This is a genomic window from Streptomyces sp. NPDC093261 (genome assembly GCF_044753645.1).
Taxonomy (GTDB): Bacteria; Actinomycetota; Actinomycetes; order Streptomycetales; family Streptomycetaceae; genus Streptomyces.
Genome location: NZ_JBIVNO010000001.1, coordinates 1,106,297 through 1,121,928, shown reverse-complemented (window position 1 = coordinate 1,121,928; position 15,632 = coordinate 1,106,297). Strand labels below are relative to the sequence as shown.

Sequence of the window (15,632 nt, the reverse complement as noted above, 5' to 3'; positions counted from 1 at the left end):
CGCTTCGGCTGTGCCCGGCCGGGTCACACCGTCCGCGCACAGCCCACCGGTCTGTCACCGCCCAGTTGGACATACAGCGCGGTCGACGCGGGGCACAGCGAGCGCCGCGTCACCGCCGACGTGACCTTGTACTCGGGCGCGTGGCCGCCCTTGCCGTCGCAGGCCGTCTCGCGGACCTCGCCCTTGCCCGCGCCGTAGACGCAGTCCCCGACGATCGTGCGCGGTCCGCCTCCGCCGCCGGGGTCCCCCGGGTGCGGCGGCTCCAGATTCCGCATGCAGGCGTATCCGCGGGGCAGCGTTCCGGACGCGCTGATGTGCAGGACGAAGTCCGTGGTCGCCGGGCACGCGGGACCGTCCGCCGGAACGCCGTCGAACCGGGCGGTCACCCGGGCCGCCGCCCGCTCGCTGGTGCAGGGCACCTCGGTGAAGCTGGTCGTCCCGAAGGAGCTGCACTCGCCGAGCCCGAGGAACTGGGCCCCGAAGCCGGGCGCCGCGGGCGACGAGGCGCCCCCACCCGGCCGGTCCCGTGCCGCCCCTGACGGCGACTGGCACCCGCAGAGCCCGCCCGCCGCGAGCGCGGCCGTGAGCAGCGCACCCAGCCACGCTTGTGTCCCTCGCATCGCCAACCCCCCGGTTTTCCCGTCCAGCGTGAACCGTGGCCACGGCCCACGCCAGACATCCGGGGTGCTTTGCGACATTCGGGGGCCGGACGAGCGGCTCCCGGCGTACTCCTAGTACGACAGGCCGTACCCGAGGGGATACAGCACCTGCGTCGGATCGTCCGCCCGCGGCACCGGCACCGGCAGCCTGCCGCGCGGCCTCACCCGGCCCGCGATCACCCGTGCCGCCGCGCGCAGTTCCACATCGGTCCAGGAGTAGGACGCCAGGGCGGCGGTGGCGTCGGGGAGTTGGGCCACGTCGTAGGGATTCCGGACGGCGAGGGCGACCACCGGCTTCCCGGTGGCGGCGAGCCGGGTCACCAGGGTCCGCTGGGAACTGGTGGCCCCCACGTTGTACGTGCCCACGACCACCGCGTCCGCGTCGCCCGCCGCCGTCACGGCCTTCTCGATCACCGCCGCCGTGGGTGTCGTGCCCGTGGGCAGCGCGGTCGCCGTGAAGCCCAGTGCGGTGAGGGCGTTCGCCAGGACGGTGGTGGGCGGTCCGTCGGTGCCGGACGGCGACGCCGGGTCCGCCCCCACGACGAGAAGCCTGCCGTGGGTGCGGCGCGACAGCGGCAGCAGTCCCCGCCGGTTGACGAGCAGGGTGGTCGTACGGTCCGCGATGCGGTCCGCCGTGCGCAGATGCCCGGGGGTGCCGACGGTCCGGTCCACCCCGCCCGCGGTGACATACGGCCGGTCCAGCAGCCCCAGCCTCGCCTTCAGCCGCAGGATGCGCAGCAGCGACTCGTCGAGCCGGGCCTCGGTCAGCTCCCCGCTCCGCACGGCCGTGCGCACCGCGTTCCAGGCGAGGTCCAGGGAGGGCGGGTTGAGGAGCTGGTCGACGCCGGCCTTCAGGGCGAGCACGGGCACCCGTTCGTCGCCGTACTTCTGGCGCACGCCCTCCATGCCCAGCGAGTCGGTCACCACCACCCCGTCGTAGCCCAGCTCCTCGCGCAGGATGCCGGTGAGGATCGGGCGCGAGAGCGTCGCCGGGTCGCCGGAGTCGTCGAGCGCGGGGACCATGATGTGCGCGGTCATGATCGAGTCGATCCCGGCGCGGATCGCGGCGCGGAACGGCACCGCGTCGAGTCTCTCCCACAGTTCGCGGCTGTGGGTGATGACCGGGAAGCCGAAGTGGCTGTCGACGGCCGTGTCGCCGTGGCCGGGGAAGTGCTTGGCGGTGGCCGCGACCCCGGACTCCTGACAGCCCTTCACCTCCGCGGCGACGAGGCCCGCCACCGCGTCCGGGTCCGCGCCGAAGGACCGTACGCCGATGACCGGGTTCGCCGGGTTGACGTTCACATCGGCGTCCGGCGCGTAGGCCTGGCGGATGCCGAGGGCACGCAGCTCGGCGCCGGAGATCCGGCCGAGGGTACGGGCGTCGGCCCGGGAGCCCCCGGCCCCGATCGCCATCGCGCCGGGGAAGAGGGTGGCGGGCTTGCCCACGCGGGCGACTATGCCGTGTTCCTGGTCGGTGGTGATGAGCACGGGCAGGCCGCGCGGCTGGGCGAGGGACGCCTGCTGGATGCCGTTGGAGAGGTCCGCGATCTGGTGCGGGGTACGGGTGTTGTGCGCCCAGGTGAAGTAGATGATCCCGCCGACGCGGTACTTGGCGATCAGTTCGGCGGCCGTCCGTACGCCGATCTCGTTGAGGTTGGCGTCGATGTCGGCCTGGTCGGGGTCGGTGGCCGAGTGGCCGTAGACCCGCATCACGAAGAGTTGGCCGACCTTCTCCTCGAGCGTCATACGGGAGATGAGGGCCTTGAGGCGCTCGTCGTCGTGCGCGGCGGCGCGAGCGGGATCCGGGGTGAGGGCGAGGGCGGCGGTCAGGCCCGCGGTGGCAGTGAGGACCGTGCGTCTGGAGGGGTGTGCGGTGCTTCCCGTGCCGGCGTCGTGCACATGCGCTCCTTCCGAAGGAGAACACTGAAGGAAACTTCCGAGGAGTCACCAATATCCGGGAAGTTTCCGCCAGTCAAGGGAACGCACGATGACCGGGCCGGGGGCCGCCATCGGCGCAGGAGGAGGGGGCGCGCCGATGACGGCGTGCTGCCGGCCGCGTGCGGCGGAGAGGGTGGTCAGCGTTCGCAGCCAGCAGCGAGGCCGACACCGCAGGCGGAGACTCATCCGGCAGCCTGCGCCTTGGACGCGGGCGGGCACGGGCGGGTTCCCCAAGCGCCCCCGGAATCCGGAAGCGGGTACGGCGGTGGTCAGCGGGGCACGTGTGCCGCCGCCCCGGGCCAGAACTCCCGAAGCGCACGCACGGCCTGCGCGATCGCCGGCCGCCGGGCCGCACCCGTGCGCCACAGCGCGTAGAGCCGTCGTACGGGCATCGGGTCGAGGGCGACCTCGATGACCCCCGGCGGGAGCGGGCCACGGCCCAGGCGCGGGATCAGCGCGACCCCCAGTCCGGCGGCGACCAGGGCGACGAGGGTCGGGTTCTCGTCGGCCTGGTGGACGACCTCGGGTTCGTGACCCGCCGCCCGCAGGGTCCGCAGCAGCCAGTCGTGACAGACCCGGCCCGGCGGCTGGCAGATCCACCGCTCGCCGCCCAGCTCCTCGCGCCGCACCGCCTCCCGCCCGGCGAACGGGTGCCCCTCGGGGACGAGCAGATCGCACAGGTCGTCCCCGATGACCGCCTGTTCCACGCCCGCGGGGGCCGGCAGCGGGGCGATGTCCCAGTCGTGCACCACGGCGAGGTCGACGGCGCCTTTGGCGACCAGGTCCACCGACAGATGCGGGTCGATCTCGGTGAGCCGGGCGTCCAGGGCGGGATGTCGCCGCGCGAGGTCCGCGAGCACGGCCGGCATCAGTCCGCGCGCCGCCGAGGGGAACGCGGCCACGGTCAGCCGTCCGGCCGGCACCCCGCGCCGCTCCTCCAGATCCGTCTCGGCGCGCTCCACGATCGCCATCAACTCCTGGGCCGCCGAGGCCAGTTGCCGTGCCTCGTCGGTGAGCCGCACCCCGCGTCCCTCCCGCTCCAGCAGCGTGGTCCTGGTCTCCCGTTCCAGTTTGGCGATCTGCTGGGAGACCGCGGACGGGGTGTATCCGAGCGCGGCGGCCGCGGCACCGACCGTGCCGTGGACGGAGACGGCGTGCAGGGCGCGCAGCCGTTGGAGATCGAGCATGGACCCCCCTCGAGGAATTAGCGGTGCTTCACCCGATCATGCAGCAAACATCGCTGGTGCTTCACGGTCCCGGCGCGTGATCCTCGACGCATGCGACCCGCACACCTTGCTCTCGCCGTTCTCGTCGCCGCCGTCTGGGGCGTGAACTTCACGGTCATCGAGATCGGCCTCGGCCACTTTCCGCCCCTGCTGTTCTCGGCCCTGCGCTTCCTGGCCGCCGCCGTCCCGGCCGTCCTCTTCGTCGGTCGCCCGAAGGTGGCCTGGACATGGACAGTGGCCGTAGGCCTCGTCCTGGGTGTGGCCAAGTTCGGCCTGCTGTTCCTCGGCATGAACGCGGGCATGCCCGCCGGACTGTCCTCCCTGGTGCTCCAGATCCAGTCCGTCTTCACGGCGCTGATCGCCTTCGCGCTCCTCGGCGAACGGCCCACGCGCATACGGGTGCTGGGGATGACGGTGGCCCTCACCGGGGTGGTCCTCGCGGCCGTCGACGAGGGCACCGCCGGTCCGCTCGGCGCGTTCGCCCTGGTCATCGCGGCGGCGGCCTTCTGGGGACTGTCCAACGTCCTGACCCGCAAGGCGTCCCCGCCCGACGCGCTGAACTTCATGGTGTGGGTGAGCACCGTGCCGGTCCTGCCCCTGCTCGGCCTGTCCCTCCTGACCGAGGGCCCCTCCCGCGACCTGGCGGCCCTGCGCGCCCTGGACTGGCAGGGCGCGGGCGTCGTCCTCTACGTCGCCTGGATCACCACCGTGTTCGGCTTCGGTGCCTGGGGCTGGCTGCTGCGGCGCCACCCCGCGTCCACGGTCGCCCCGTTCTCCCTCCTCGTCCCGGTCTTCGGCATGTCGTCCGCCGCCCTGTTCCTGGGCGAACAGGTCACCCCGCTGCGCTGGGGCGCGGCGGCACTGCTGGTGGGCGGGGTGGCGCTGACGTCCCTGGCTCCGAAGGGGGTTCGGCCGGCGGAGGTCCCTGTGGAGGAGTACGAAATCCATTCGACGACGGTGAGCGGATCCGCCACCCTTCAGCGGTGACGTTCATCTTGAGGGGACCGGTCCTGGAGGGTGCGCTCGTGCGGCTGGAGCCGCTGGAGCACGGGCACGCGGCGGACCTGACGGTGGCGGCGGAGGAGGACCGGACCTCCTACGCGTACACCTGGGTGCCCAGGGCCCACGAGGTCGGGGACTACATCGACACACAGCTCGCCCGAGCGGCGGCGGGCCGCCTCGCGCCGTACGCGCAGATCTCCCTCACCACGGGACGGGCGGTCGGAACCACCTCCTACTGGGACCCCCGCTGCTGGCTGTCGGAGGACCGGCTCGACGCCATCGAGATCGGCTTCACCTGGCTCGCCCGGTCCGCCCAGGGCACGGGCATCAACGCCGAGTCCAAGCTCCTGCTGTTCCGCCACGCGTTCGAGGAGTGGGGAGTTGCGCGCGTCGACCTGAAGACCGACGCGCGCAACTCCCGCTCCCGCGCGGCCATCGAGAGCGTCGGTGCCCGCTTCGAGGGCGTCCTGCGCAACTGGTCCCGCTCCTGGACCCCGGGGGAGGAGGACCGCCTCCGGGACTCCGCGATCTACTCCATCACTGCGGAGGAATGGCCCGAACGCCGCTCGCTCTTGGAGGCGAGGGTGAGGAAGTCGGCCCAGGCGGCGGGGGAGACGGTGAGGTAGGGGCGGTCGGGGGGCCTTGGAGTCGCGGATGTGTATGAGGGCGGTGCGGGCGACTTCGACGCATTCGCCGCCGCCGGAGTCGCTGTGGCTGGCAGCGGGCGATGGTGTGGTGCCGCCCTCGCCCGATCGCCGTCCTGGCAGGATAGGGACATGGAACGTGTGCTTGGAATCGGCGGATACTTCCTGCGCGCCGCCGATCCGGCGGCCTTGAGTGCGTGGTATCGCGACTGCCTGGGCCTGGACGCCGATGAGAACGGCCTGTGGCGTCAGGAAGCCGGGGCGACGGTGTTCGCGACGTTCGAGTCCGAGACCGACTACTTCGGGTCCCGCGCCCAGCAGACCATGCTCAACTTCCGAGTCCGCGACCTGGATGCGATGCTCGCGCAATTGCGCGCCCAGGGAGCGGACGTGGCCGAAGAGACTCAGGACATGGAGGGTGTCGGTCGCTTCGGTTGGGTTACCGATCCTGAGGGCAATCGGATCGAGCTGTGGCAGCCTGCCTGACCGTGTCACCCGGTCTCCAGGCCCGCGGAAACAGTAACCATTCAGGGTCCGGACAGCCATAGCCGAAGGAGCGCCGGTGGACCTTCCGCCGGTGATCGGCAACCATGCGGACCATGACCTCGAACGACCGCCCGGAAGCCCCGCGCGCCTACCTCATCCTCCACGGCTGGCAGAACCACCGCCCGAAGGACCACTGGGAGCACTGGCTCGCCGACCGGCTGACCGAATGCGGCCACCATGTGACGTATCCGCAGCTGCCGGACCCCGACGACCCCGACCTGGAGGTGTGGCTCGCGGAGCTGGTCCGCCACCTGGACGGGCTGCCGCGCGGGGCGGAACGGGTCGTCGTCGCCCACAGTCTGTCCGCTGTGCTGTGGCTGCACGCCGTCGCACGCCGGGTGACGGGCCTCGCCATGGACCGGGTGCTGCTGGTGGCCCCGCCGTCGGCCTCCGTCCTGTCGCGGCACCGGGAGGTGGCGGAGTTCGCCCCGCCGCCCCTCGACGGTCTCGCCCTGCCCGCGCCCACCCTCCTGGTCGCGGGCGACGACGACCCGTACTGCCCGGAGGGCGCGCAGACCGTCTTCGGTGAGCCCCTCGGCATCCCCACCGAGATCATTCCCGGCGGCGCCCACCTCGACCTGGACGCCGGTTACGGCTCCTGGCCCGCCGTACTGGGGTGGTGCCTGGACGCCTCCGCACGGCTCACGGCACGTCCGGCGTAGCCTCGGCGACCGCGCGGCCGGGGGGTTCCGGCGCGGTCCCCTCCCGCAGTTCCGGCGTGCTCGCGCCCACGAACGCCACCGCGAGCAGACACATCAGGCCTCCGCTGACCAGCGCCGTGGCGCCGGAGGTCCAGCCGGCGACCAGGCCCCCGCGGAGATTGCCGAGGTTGGGCCCCGCCTGGCCGACGATCTGCTCCGCGGCCGTGACCCGGCCGAGGAGGGCGTCCGGGGTGTGTGTCTGCACGATCGTGCTGCGCGAGATCACCGAGGTGGTGTCGGCGGCCCCGGCCACGAGCAGCAGCGCGAACCCCGCCCAGGGATTGGTGAGCAGCCCGAACAGGGCGAGCGCACCGCCCCAGCTCCCCGCACCGCACAGCATCACCGGCCCCGGGCGCTGGAGCCGGGTGAACGGTCCGGACAGGGCGGAGGCCGTGATCCCGCCGACGGCGACGGCCGACTGGAACAGACCGAGCATGCGCGGGTCTCCACCGAAGCGCTCGGCGTTGACGAGCGGGAACAGGCTCATCGGCATCGACAGCACGGTGGCGGCCAGGTCGGTGATCAGCGCGCCGCGTACCACCCGGTGCCCGGCCAGGAAGCGCAGCCCGTCCGCCACCCCGCGCAGCCCGGTCCGGGACTGCTCGCCCTCCGGCGGCAGCGGGGGCAGTCCGTAGGCGCCGTAGAAGGCGACGCCGAAGCTGAGCGCGTCGAGCAGATAGCAGACGCCGATCCCGGCCCAGCCGAGGACCACACCGCCGAGCGCGGGGCCGAGCAGCATCATGGCCTGGAAGGCGACCTGGTTGAGGGCCAGCCCGGCCGCCACCTGCTCCTTGGGCAGGAGCCGGGGCACGAACACCCCCGTCGCCGGGCCGCCGACCGCGCCGAAACAGGAGTGCACCGCAAGGAGCGCGAGCAGGCCGCCCACCGGTACATGCCCGAGGAAGCCCTGCACCGCGAGCAGCAGGGAGCAGAACGCCTGGCCGACGGTGGCGAAGAGGAAGATGCGCCGCCGGTCGCCCCGGTCGGCCAGCGAACCGGCGAACAGCCCGAACAGCACCATCGGCAGCGCCTGGGCCAGCCCGACCGCCCCGCTCCAGGCCGTGCTGTGCGTCATGTCCCAGACCTGGTACATGACGGTGACCATGGCCATGAAGCCGCCGAGTACGGACACCGTCCGCCCGATCAGCAGCCGCCGGAAGGCCGGGGACGCCCGCAGCGGCCGGACGTCGATCAGCGGACGTCGGAGACCGGGGCTCACGAGGGGAACGCGGGGCGGGCGTGCTGTGTCACGGCGCGGAGACTAACCGAGCACCACCGCCTCCGGCCATCGAGTATCGGCGCCGCGGGGCCCGCCGCCACGCCCTGCGCCCCGGCCGGCCGCCCCCTACGCCGACTCGCTGAGCAGCCGCGCCAGGTGGTCCCTCCCGGAGTCGAGCAGTTCCGGCAGCGGCACCGCCGTCTCGTGCCACCGCTTCTCGTACTCCCAGCACAGCCAGCCGTCCCAGCCGTGGCGGGAGAGGACCTCCACGCACTCGGTGATCGGCAGGATGCCGGCGCCCAGCGGCAGCGGGGTCCTGTCGTCGGCGGAGGCGATGTCCTTGACCTGGACATAGCCGAGGTAGGTGCTCAGCGCGGCGTAGGTCTCCTGGGGCTGCTCGCCGCCCAGCCAGGTGTGCATCACGTCCCACAGCGCGCCCACGTGACGGTGGCCGACCGCGCCCAGGACGCGCAGGACGTCCGCCCCGGTGCGATGCGAGTCGTGTGTCTCCAGCAGGATCCGAACGTCGAGGTCGGCGGCGTACTCGGCGGCGGTGCCCAGGCGCCGGGCGGCCGTGGCGTCGGCCTCCTCGGGACGCTGTTCGGCGCCGCCGCCGGGGAGGACGCGCACGAAGGGGGCGCCCAGGTCGCGCGCGAGCTCCAGGAGCGCGCGGATCTCGGCGAGCACGGGCTCGTCGTCGCCGGGCGCGGCGACCCGCGCGTACCCCGCGAGCCCCAGGATCTCGACGCCTCCGGCCGTGAACTCGGCGGCCACCGCGGCCCGCTCGGCGGGTCCGAGGCCCGGATGCACGGGTTCCTCGGGGTGCGTGCGCAGTTCGACACCGTGATAGCCGTGCGCCGCCGCGAGCCGGACGACGTCCGCTATGGGCAGACCGGGGACACCGAGGGTGGAGAACGCCAGCTTCATGGTCACGGAAACTACCCCGCCACCGGCGGGTAACGCCCGTCCTCGCCACGCGGCCGGTGTGGCGTGGCGCACCGTACGCCCGTCACGGGTGTCCGCGTCGTGCACGGGGTGCTCGGGCGGGGGTGTCCGCGTCGTGCACGGGGTGCTCGGTCGGGGGTGCCCCTGTCACCACGGGGTGCTCAGTCGCGGGGTGCCCCCGTGGACCCCCGTACCATCAGCTCTCCCGGGATCATGGCGATCCCGCCCGGCGGCGGTTCCTCACGGCCCATCGCGATCCGGCCCGCCCGGGCCCCCGCCTCCGCGAGCGGCAGCCGGACCGTCGTCAGGTCCGGCACCGCGTCGATCGCGAAGGGAAGGTCGTCGAAGCCGGCCACCGACACATCCTCGGGGATGCGTAGGCCATGGGCGCGCAGTGCCGCGCACGCGCCCAGCGCCACCGTGTCGTTCGCCGCCACCACCGCCGTCAGCGACGGCTCCCGGCGCAGCAGCTCCAGCGCCGCCTCGTAGCCCGCACGGCGGTCGTAGCGCCCGTGCACCGTCAGCCGCGGGTCGTCCTCGATCCCGGCGGCGGCCAGGGCCGCCCGGTGGCCCTCCAGGCGGTGCCGGGTGGTGGTGCGCTCCTCGGGGCCCGCGACATAGCCGAGCCGCCGGTGGCCGAGCCCGATCAGATGCTCGGTGAGCCGCTGTGCGCCGCCGCGGTTGTCGAAGGTCAGGGCGGTCGCGTCGGGGGCGGGAGGCCGTCCGCACAGCACCACGCGCGTCCCCGCCGCCGCCAGCTTGCCCAGCTTCGCGGCCATGGCCTCCTTGTGCGCGCAGTCCTCCATCGCGCCGCCCGTCAGCACCACGGCGGCGGCCCGCTGCCGCTGAAGCAGCGTCAGATACGTCAGCTCCCGCTCCGGTGAGCCGCCGGTGTTGCAGACCACGGCGAGCCGTTCGCCGCCGGCCCGGCCCCCCGGGCCGCCGATCTCCGACTGGATCGCGCTCGCCATGATCCCGAAGAACGGGTCGGCGATGTCGTTGACCAGGATCCCGACCAGGTCGGAGGTGGCCGCCGCGAGCGCGCTCGCCGGGCCGTTGAGGACGTAGTCCAGCTCGTCGACCGCGCGCAGCACCCGCTCCCGGGTGGAGGCCGCCACCGGGTAGTTCCCGTTCAGCACGCGTGACACGGTGGCGGGCGACACCTGTGCCCGTGCCGCCACGTCCGCCAGGGTCACCGTCATCGTCGTCCTCCGGTCGCGTGTTTTGTCAGGGATCCATCTACAGCTCTCCGGACATCCGTGTACAGGCCCGTGGTTCCCTTTTGTTCGACGGACCGGACAACTCAACCGCTTCGGTGACCGCCGTGTCACGCCGTGTGACGGCTTGACGGCCGGATGACGTCCGGTCGTATGGGGATGCGCCGTCCGGTGACACGTCATCCCGCTGTTCACGCGGTCTTGTCCGCCCCGCCGGACAGGGGCTAGCGTCCCCCTGGATGGAAAGCGCTTGCCGTCACGCTCGTCGGTGAGCGTACGCGGCGCCGGACGCGTACGGAGGGAACGACGTGACACGCAAGACGGTGCGTATCGCCATGAACGGCGTCACGGGCCGCATGGGCCACCGCCAGCACCTGGTCCGCTCCATCCTCGCCATCCGCCGGCAGGGCGGCCTCGACCTGGGCGACGGCACCGAGCTGTGGCCCGAACCGGTCCTTGTCGGCCGCCGCGCCCTCGCCCTCGACGCGCTCGCCCGGCAGCACGGTCTCGAGCACCGGTCGACGGACCTGGACGCGGTCCTCGCCGATCCCGCCGTCGAGATCTACTTCGACGCCCAGGTCACCCCGGCCCGCGAGGAGTCGCTCCGGCAGGCGATCGCGGCGGGCAAGCACGTCTACACCGAGAAGCCCACGGCGACGAGCCTTGCGGGCGCCCTGGAACTGGCCCGTCTCGCCCAGGAGAAGGGCATCCGGCACGGTGTCGTCCAGGACAAGATCTTCCTGCCGGGACTGCTGAAGCTGAAGCGGCTCCTCGACGGGGGCTTCTTCGGCCGGATCCTGTCCGTCCGCGGCGAGTTCGGGTACTGGGTCTTCGAGGGCGACTGGCAGTCCGCCCAGCGGCCCTCCTGGAACTACCGCGCCGAGGACGGCGGAGGCATCGTCGCCGACATGTTCCCCCACTGGGAGTATGTGCTGCACGAGCTGTTCGGCCCGGTGAGGTCCGTGCAGGCGCTCGCCACCACCCATATCCCGCAGCGCTGGGACGAGACGGGAAAGCCCTACGCCGCCACGGCCGACGACGCCGCCTACGGCATCTTCGAGCTGGAGGGCGGGGTGATCGCCCAGATCAACTCCTCCTGGGCCGTGCGCGTGTGCCGCGACGAACTCGTCGAGTTCCAGGTGGACGGCACCGAGGGGTCCGCCGTCGCCGGTCTGCGCGGGTGCCGCGTCCAGCACCGCTCGGCCACCCCCAAACCCGTCTGGAACCCGGATCTGGCCGCCACCGAGGCCTTCCGCGACCAGTGGCAGGAGGTGCCGGACAACGCCGAGTTCGACAACGGCTTCAAGGCACAGTGGGAGCTGTTCCTCAGGCATGTGTACGCCGACGCGCCCTACCGCTGGGACCTGCTCGCGGGGGCCCGCGGTGTGCAGCTCGCCGAACTCGGGTCGAAGTCCTCGGCCGAGGGCCGCCGTATCGACGTACCGGAGATCGCGCTGTGACCCTCCGACTGCCTGATGCCGAGGGACGGCTGCGGACCTACACACCGCGCCGGACGCCCCTCGCCCTGACCCCCGGCACGCCCTTCACCTCCCGTACGGTCTTCTCGGCGGCGCATGTCGTCGCCGACCCGTACGCGGATGTGTCCCCCGACTCACCCGCCGCCGTCGACTGGGACGGGACCCTCGCCTTCCGGCGCCATCTGTGGGCGCACGGCCTGGCCGTCGCCGAGGCCATGGACACCGCCCAGCGCGGGATGGGCCTGGACTGGGCGGGCGCCGCGGAACTGATCCGCAGGTCCGCCGCCGAGGCCAGGGCGGTCGGCGGGCGGATCGCCTGCGGCGTGGGCACCGACCAGCTCGCCGCCGGTTCCCTGGAGGAGATCCGCACGGCGTACGAGGAACAGCTCGCCGTGGTGGAGGAGGCGGGCGCGCAGGCCATCCTCATGGCATCGCGAGCGCTGGCCGCCACCGCCGAGGGTTCCGAGGACTACCTGGAGATCTACGGCCACCTCCTGCGCCAGGCGTCCGGACCGGTCGTCCTGCACTGGCTCGGCCCGATGTTCGACCCCGCTCTCGACGGCTACTGGGGCTCGAGCGAACTCGACGCCGCCACCGACGTCTTCCTGGACGTCATCACCGCCCGCCCCGACAAGGTCGACGGCGTCAAGATCTCCCTGCTCGACGCCCGGCGCGAGATCGAGCTGCGCCGGAGGCTGCCGGACGGAGTGCGCTGCTACACCGGCGACGACTTCCACTACCCCGAGCTGATCGCGGGCGACGACCGCGGCTTCAGCCACGCCCTCCTCGGCATCTTCGACCCGCTGGGCCCGCTCGCGGCCGAGGCGGTGCGGGTCCTGGACACGGGTGACGCGAAGGGATTCCGGGAACTGCTCGACCCGACGGTGGAGCTGTCCCGCCACCTGTTCCGGGCGCCCACCCGCTACTACAAGACGGGCGTGGTCCTGTTGGCCTGGCTGGCGGGCCACCAGGAGCACTTCGCGATGGTGGGCGGACTCCAGTCGGCGCGTTCGCTGCCGCACCTGGCGAAGGCGTACGAACTCGCCGACGGCCTCGGCCTGTTCCCCGACCCGGAGCTGGCCGAGAGCCGGATGAGGACCCTGCTGACCCTGTACGGAGTGACGCCATGAGCGGTGCGGCCCTGGAACGCCTCTCCGTCAACCAGATGACCGTGAAGCAGCTGAGCATTCCGGAACTGATCGACGCCTGCGGGGAGCTGGGCGTGCGGAGCGTGGGCCTGTGGCGGGAACCGGTGCGGTCGTACGGCCTGGAGGCCACGGCGGCATCGGTACGCGACGCCGGGCTGACGGTGACGACGCTGTGCCGGGGCGGCTTCCTCACGGCGATCGACCCGGACGAGCGGGTGCGGGCCGTGGAGGACAACCGGCGCGCGGTCGACGAAGCGGCCACGCTGGGCACGGACACGCTCGTACTGGTGTCGGGCGGCCTGCCGGCCGGATCCAGGGACCTGCGGGGCGCCCGCGAGCGGATCGCGGACGCGCTCGGGGAGCTCGGCCCCTACGCGGCCGAACGGGGGGTGCGGCTGGCCGTCGAACCGCTGCACCCCATGTACGCCTCCGACCGCTGTGTGGTCTCGACCCTCGCGCAGGCGCTGGACCTCGCCGAGCGCCTCCCGGCGGACCAGGTCGGCGTCACCGTGGACACGTACCACATCTGGTGGGACGACACGGCTCCCGGGCAGATCGCCCGCGCGGGCGCAGGCGGCCGTATCCACGCCTTCCAGCTCGCCGACTGGACCACCCCGCTGCCGGAGGGCGTCCTCAACGGACGTGGCCAGCTCGGTGACGGCTCGGTCGACCTGCGGGAGTGGAAGGGGTATGTGGAGGCCGCGGGCTACACCGGGCCCATCGAGGTCGAGCTGTTCAACGAGGGGCTGTGGGCACGGGACGGCCGGGAGGTCCTCGCGGAGACGGTGGGGCGGTTCGTGGAGCATGTGGTGCGGTGACCCTCGGAGCCGGCTCAGGGAGGGAGCAGGGTCCCCAGCGGACCCAGGTCGAGGTTGAGGTCGTCGAGGGTGAGGCCGTACTGGTCGCACAGTTCGGCCATCCGGTCGTGCAGGAGCATCAGGGTCAGTCCGAGCCGCTCCTCCTGCTGTTCCGTCAGATGGCCTTCGTCGACGCGGCGCAGAGCCTGCCGCTCCATCAGCTGACGCAGTAGCTCGACGATGGTCAGCACCAGCTTGACGAGGTCCCGCTCCACCGTTTCCGGGTCGGTGTGCAGGCGGCGCGCGGCTTCCCGGCCGCGGCCGGGCGTCGGCGGGGCCATCTCGTCCGGCCTGGCCGGCAGCACGGAGAACGCCCGGGTGGCGGCCTCGGCAACCTCCCGCAGCCGGTCGGCGCCCGGGCCGTCAGACGGGTTGGTCACCGTGGTCGTCCCCTTCCGTGAGTGCCCGCCCCGACGGAAGGAAGGTCGACCACTGCTCGTCCAGCTCGTCGCGGACGGCGACCAGCACGGCGCGCAGCGAGATCCTCACCAGGTCGACGTCGGCGATGGACAGGAGGAGGTCGCCGGTGATCACCACGCCCCCGCTCAGCAGCCGGTCCAGCAGGTCGATCAGCGCCACCTGCGGCTGGCTGAGCGGGCGGTCGTCGTAGCCGTCGTACGTGCTGTCGTACGGGCCGCGCGTGTCGTCGTAGGTGTCGTACTCGCTCACCGCTGCCCGGCCCCTTCCGGCGCACCCGGTGCCAGGGGCGCGGTGAAGGAGTACGGCGCCCAGGGCCCGGTGACGTCCACGCGCACCCCGGGCAGGTCGTCCGCCGCGTGCAGCATCCGGGTGCGGAACTCCTCGGAGAGCCGACGGGGGACCAGATAGGCGTCGTTGGCGACGTTCTCACCCGGCACCCGGGCCAGACCGCCCTGCTGCGGCCGGTGCCGGGTCCGTTCCACCGCCAGGCCTCGGGCCTGCAACTCCGTCCGCCGTACGGCCTCCTCGGCAGTCCGCCACGCGTCCTCGCGTGCCTGCCGCTGGTGCCGGCGGCTCCGCAGGTACGCGCGTCCGGCGTCGGCATCGGTCGGCTCGGCGGGGGCCGGGGAGGAAGCGGCGGGGGAGGGCGCGGGCGAGGAAGCGGGCGGTACCTCGGCGTAGACCTTCACCCCCCACTCCACGTGGTCGGCGAGCCGGTCCAGCATTGCCGTCAAGTCCGCCTGCCGCTCGCCGAGCATCTGCCGGACCCGCGCCTCGTCGAGATACACGGTGGCCAGCCGCAGCGGAAGGACCGTGGTGCGCGCGGCGAGGTTCTCGATGACGAAGTGGTGCGCGCGGGCCGTGGCCTCCAGCCACTCGAGATCCTCCAGGCCCGCCTTCAAGGCCGCCTCCGAGAACCCTTCCCACGGCACCGGGCTGACCGCGGCTGCCACCGGTCCCGAGCGGACCAGGGTGACGGGTGCGTCCGCCACCCCGCGGACACCGGCGAGTTCCAGCGGAGCGGACGACCCCACCACGGCGTACGCGTAGCACAGTTGCTCGTCCACCGGTCTCAGCTCCGGTCCTCGTCCCCACGCGCCCTGCGGGTGCCCTCGGCCGTACGGGCTCTGCGGTTGCCCTCCGCCGCACGGTCGTCGTCCTCGGCCTTCCGCCGCTTGCGGCGGGGTTCCTCGGACGGCTCACGCTCGGCGTCCGGGGCCTCGCGCGAGGGGCGGCGGGCCTCCGTGCTCTTCCCGGGCAGCTCCGCCGGGGACTCGGCGATCTGCCGGCGCAGCGATTCCACCTCGGCGCGCAGCCGCTCGTTCTGCTCCTCCAGGCTGCGCCGGCCGTCGGTGCGGGAGGCACGGGAGGACAGGGCGGGATCATGCTCCCACCAGTCGATGCCGATCTCCCTGGCCTTGTCGACGGAGGCCACCAGCAGCCTGAGCTTGATGGTGAGCAACTCGATGTCGAGCAGGTTGATCTTGATGTCACCGACGATGACGATGCCCTTGTCGAGCACGCGTTCAAGGATGTCGGCCAGGTTGGTGCTGGAGGACCCCTGACCGTACGGGTACAGGCCCCGGGACGGTGTGGGGACCGGCTCGGATTGGGTCACGGCACACTCGACCT

17 protein-coding genes and 1 pseudogene are annotated in these 15,632 nt (G+C 72.8%); 7 read left to right on the top strand and 11 right to left on the bottom strand.

The genetic code is table 11. The annotated features are described in order from the left end of the window. Positions 1-23: 23 nt before the first annotated feature. From ACIP94_RS05050 to ACIP94_RS05040, 3 genes are all read right to left on the bottom strand, one after another. On the bottom strand, positions 24-620 hold the full coding sequence (locus ACIP94_RS05050) for a hypothetical protein (protein WP_402419643.1): 597 nt from the start codon (positions 618-620) through the stop codon (positions 24-26). Between the two features lie 111 nt (positions 621-731). Continuing rightward, complete coding sequence (locus ACIP94_RS05045) at positions 732-2,558, bottom strand: glycoside hydrolase family 3 protein (RefSeq protein WP_402419640.1); 1,827 nt, start codon at positions 2,556-2,558, stop codon at positions 732-734. Between the two features lie 308 nt (positions 2,559-2,866). Next, positions 2,867-3,784, bottom strand: a complete 918-nt coding sequence (locus ACIP94_RS05040) for a LysR family transcriptional regulator (RefSeq protein WP_402419637.1) — start codon at positions 3,782-3,784, stop codon at positions 2,867-2,869. Positions 3,785-3,874: 90 nt separating this feature from the next. Here ACIP94_RS05040 and ACIP94_RS05035 point away from each other — a divergent pair, with 90 nt between their 5' ends. Together ACIP94_RS05035 and ACIP94_RS05030 are read left to right on the top strand one after the other, a co-directional pair. Next, a complete protein-coding gene (locus ACIP94_RS05035) occupies positions 3,875-4,810 on the top strand; it encodes an EamA family transporter (RefSeq protein WP_402419634.1) in 936 nt (311 codons plus the stop codon). Continuing rightward, entirely contained in the window at positions 4,807-5,451 is a 645-nt protein-coding gene (locus ACIP94_RS05030) for a GNAT family N-acetyltransferase (protein WP_402419631.1), read from the top strand. Before ACIP94_RS05035 ends, ACIP94_RS05030 begins: the two co-directional genes overlap by 4 nt. Before the next feature lie 45 nt (positions 5,452-5,496). On the opposite strand, the pseudogene ACIP94_RS05025 reads toward ACIP94_RS05030, so the two are convergent. After that, positions 5,497-5,592, bottom strand: a pseudogene (locus ACIP94_RS05025) (hypothetical protein); the annotation flags it as partial. 9 nt (positions 5,593-5,601) lie between these two features. Between ACIP94_RS05025 and ACIP94_RS05020 the strand changes: the two are divergent. Together ACIP94_RS05020 and ACIP94_RS05015 are read left to right on the top strand one after the other, a co-directional pair. Next, positions 5,602-5,955, top strand: coding sequence for a VOC family protein (locus ACIP94_RS05020; RefSeq protein ID WP_402419629.1), 354 nt, complete (start codon positions 5,602-5,604; stop codon positions 5,953-5,955). Between the two features lie 113 nt (positions 5,956-6,068). Then, complete coding sequence (locus ACIP94_RS05015) at positions 6,069-6,677, top strand: alpha/beta hydrolase (protein ID WP_402419627.1); 609 nt, start codon at positions 6,069-6,071, stop codon at positions 6,675-6,677. On the opposite strand, the gene ACIP94_RS05010 is transcribed toward ACIP94_RS05015, so the two are convergent. From ACIP94_RS05010 to ACIP94_RS05000, 3 genes are all read right to left on the bottom strand, one after another. Beyond that, positions 6,658-7,935 carry an MFS transporter gene (locus ACIP94_RS05010; RefSeq protein ID WP_402419624.1) on the bottom strand — a complete coding sequence of 426 codons (1,278 nt, stop codon included), beginning with the start codon at positions 7,933-7,935 and terminating at the stop codon, positions 6,658-6,660. The two genes, ACIP94_RS05015 and ACIP94_RS05010, sit on opposite strands and share 20 nt — an antisense overlap. A gap of 126 nt (positions 7,936-8,061) precedes the next feature. Next, positions 8,062-8,862 carry a sugar phosphate isomerase/epimerase family protein gene (locus tag ACIP94_RS05005; protein ID WP_402420391.1) on the bottom strand — a complete coding sequence of 267 codons (801 nt, stop codon included), beginning with the start codon at positions 8,860-8,862 and terminating at the stop codon, positions 8,062-8,064. Positions 8,863-9,041: 179 nt separating this feature from the next. Next, complete coding sequence (locus ACIP94_RS05000; RefSeq protein ID WP_402419621.1) at positions 9,042-10,082, bottom strand: LacI family DNA-binding transcriptional regulator; 1,041 nt, start codon at positions 10,080-10,082, stop codon at positions 9,042-9,044. 323 nt (positions 10,083-10,405) lie between these two features. Here ACIP94_RS05000 and ACIP94_RS04995 point away from each other — a divergent pair, with 323 nt between their 5' ends. The 3 genes from ACIP94_RS04995 to ACIP94_RS04985 are packed head-to-tail and all read left to right on the top strand — an operon-like array spanning position 10,406 to position 13,541. Then, entirely contained in the window at positions 10,406-11,557 is a 1,152-nt protein-coding gene (locus tag ACIP94_RS04995) for a Gfo/Idh/MocA family protein (protein ID WP_402419618.1), read from the top strand. Further along, complete coding sequence (locus ACIP94_RS04990) at positions 11,554-12,705, top strand: dihydrodipicolinate synthase family protein (protein WP_402419615.1); 1,152 nt, start codon at positions 11,554-11,556, stop codon at positions 12,703-12,705. The genes ACIP94_RS04995 and ACIP94_RS04990 overlap by 4 nt, the downstream gene beginning before the upstream one ends. Continuing rightward, entirely contained in the window at positions 12,702-13,541 is an 840-nt protein-coding gene (locus ACIP94_RS04985; RefSeq protein ID WP_402419612.1) for a sugar phosphate isomerase/epimerase family protein, read from the top strand. The genes ACIP94_RS04990 and ACIP94_RS04985 overlap by 4 nt, the downstream gene beginning before the upstream one ends. Positions 13,542-13,555: 14 nt before the next feature. On the opposite strand, the gene ACIP94_RS04980 is transcribed toward ACIP94_RS04985, so the two are convergent. The 4 genes from ACIP94_RS04980 to gvpJ all read right to left on the bottom strand — a co-directional run bounded on the left by ACIP94_RS04980 (position 13,556) and on the right by gvpJ (position 15,618). Further along, on the bottom strand, positions 13,556-13,960 hold the full coding sequence (locus tag ACIP94_RS04980; RefSeq protein ID WP_402419609.1) for a gas vesicle protein K: 405 nt from the start codon (positions 13,958-13,960) through the stop codon (positions 13,556-13,558). Next, positions 13,944-14,159, bottom strand: coding sequence for a gas vesicle protein (locus ACIP94_RS04975; RefSeq protein WP_402420388.1), 216 nt, complete (start codon positions 14,157-14,159; stop codon positions 13,944-13,946). Before ACIP94_RS04975 ends, ACIP94_RS04980 begins: the two co-directional genes overlap by 17 nt. A gap of 86 nt (positions 14,160-14,245) precedes the next feature. Next, a complete protein-coding gene (locus ACIP94_RS04970) occupies positions 14,246-15,067 on the bottom strand; it encodes a GvpL/GvpF family gas vesicle protein (RefSeq protein ID WP_402419606.1) in 822 nt (273 codons plus the stop codon). A gap of 5 nt (positions 15,068-15,072) precedes the next feature. After that, positions 15,073-15,618, bottom strand: coding sequence for a gas vesicle protein GvpJ (gene gvpJ, locus ACIP94_RS04965; protein WP_402419604.1), 546 nt, complete (start codon positions 15,616-15,618; stop codon positions 15,073-15,075). Between the last annotated feature and the right edge of the window lie 14 nt (positions 15,619-15,632).

What these genes read in the sequence shown, in the direction of transcription:
- ACIP94_RS05000 (WP_402419621.1), bottom strand. Translation starts at nt 10,082, where the DNA reads ATGACGGTGACCCTGGCGGACGTGGCGGCACGGGCACAGGTGTCGCCC.
- ACIP94_RS05040 (WP_402419637.1), bottom strand. Translation starts at nt 3,784, where the DNA reads ATGCTCGATCTCCAACGGCTGCGCGCCCTGCACGCCGTCTCCGTCCAC.
- ACIP94_RS05020 (WP_402419629.1), top strand. Translation starts at nt 5,602, where the DNA reads ATGGAACGTGTGCTTGGAATCGGCGGATACTTCCTGCGCGCCGCCGAT.
- ACIP94_RS05005 (WP_402420391.1), bottom strand. Translation starts at nt 8,862, where the DNA reads ATGAAGCTGGCGTTCTCCACCCTCGGTGTCCCCGGTCTGCCCATAGCG.
- ACIP94_RS04985 (WP_402419612.1), top strand. Translation starts at nt 12,702, where the DNA reads ATGAGCGGTGCGGCCCTGGAACGCCTCTCCGTCAACCAGATGACCGTG.
- ACIP94_RS05035 (WP_402419634.1), top strand. Translation starts at nt 3,875, where the DNA reads ATGCGACCCGCACACCTTGCTCTCGCCGTTCTCGTCGCCGCCGTCTGG.
- ACIP94_RS05015 (WP_402419627.1), top strand. Translation starts at nt 6,069, where the DNA reads ATGACCTCGAACGACCGCCCGGAAGCCCCGCGCGCCTACCTCATCCTC.
- ACIP94_RS05050 (WP_402419643.1), bottom strand. Translation starts at nt 620, where the DNA reads ATGCGAGGGACACAAGCGTGGCTGGGTGCGCTGCTCACGGCCGCGCTC.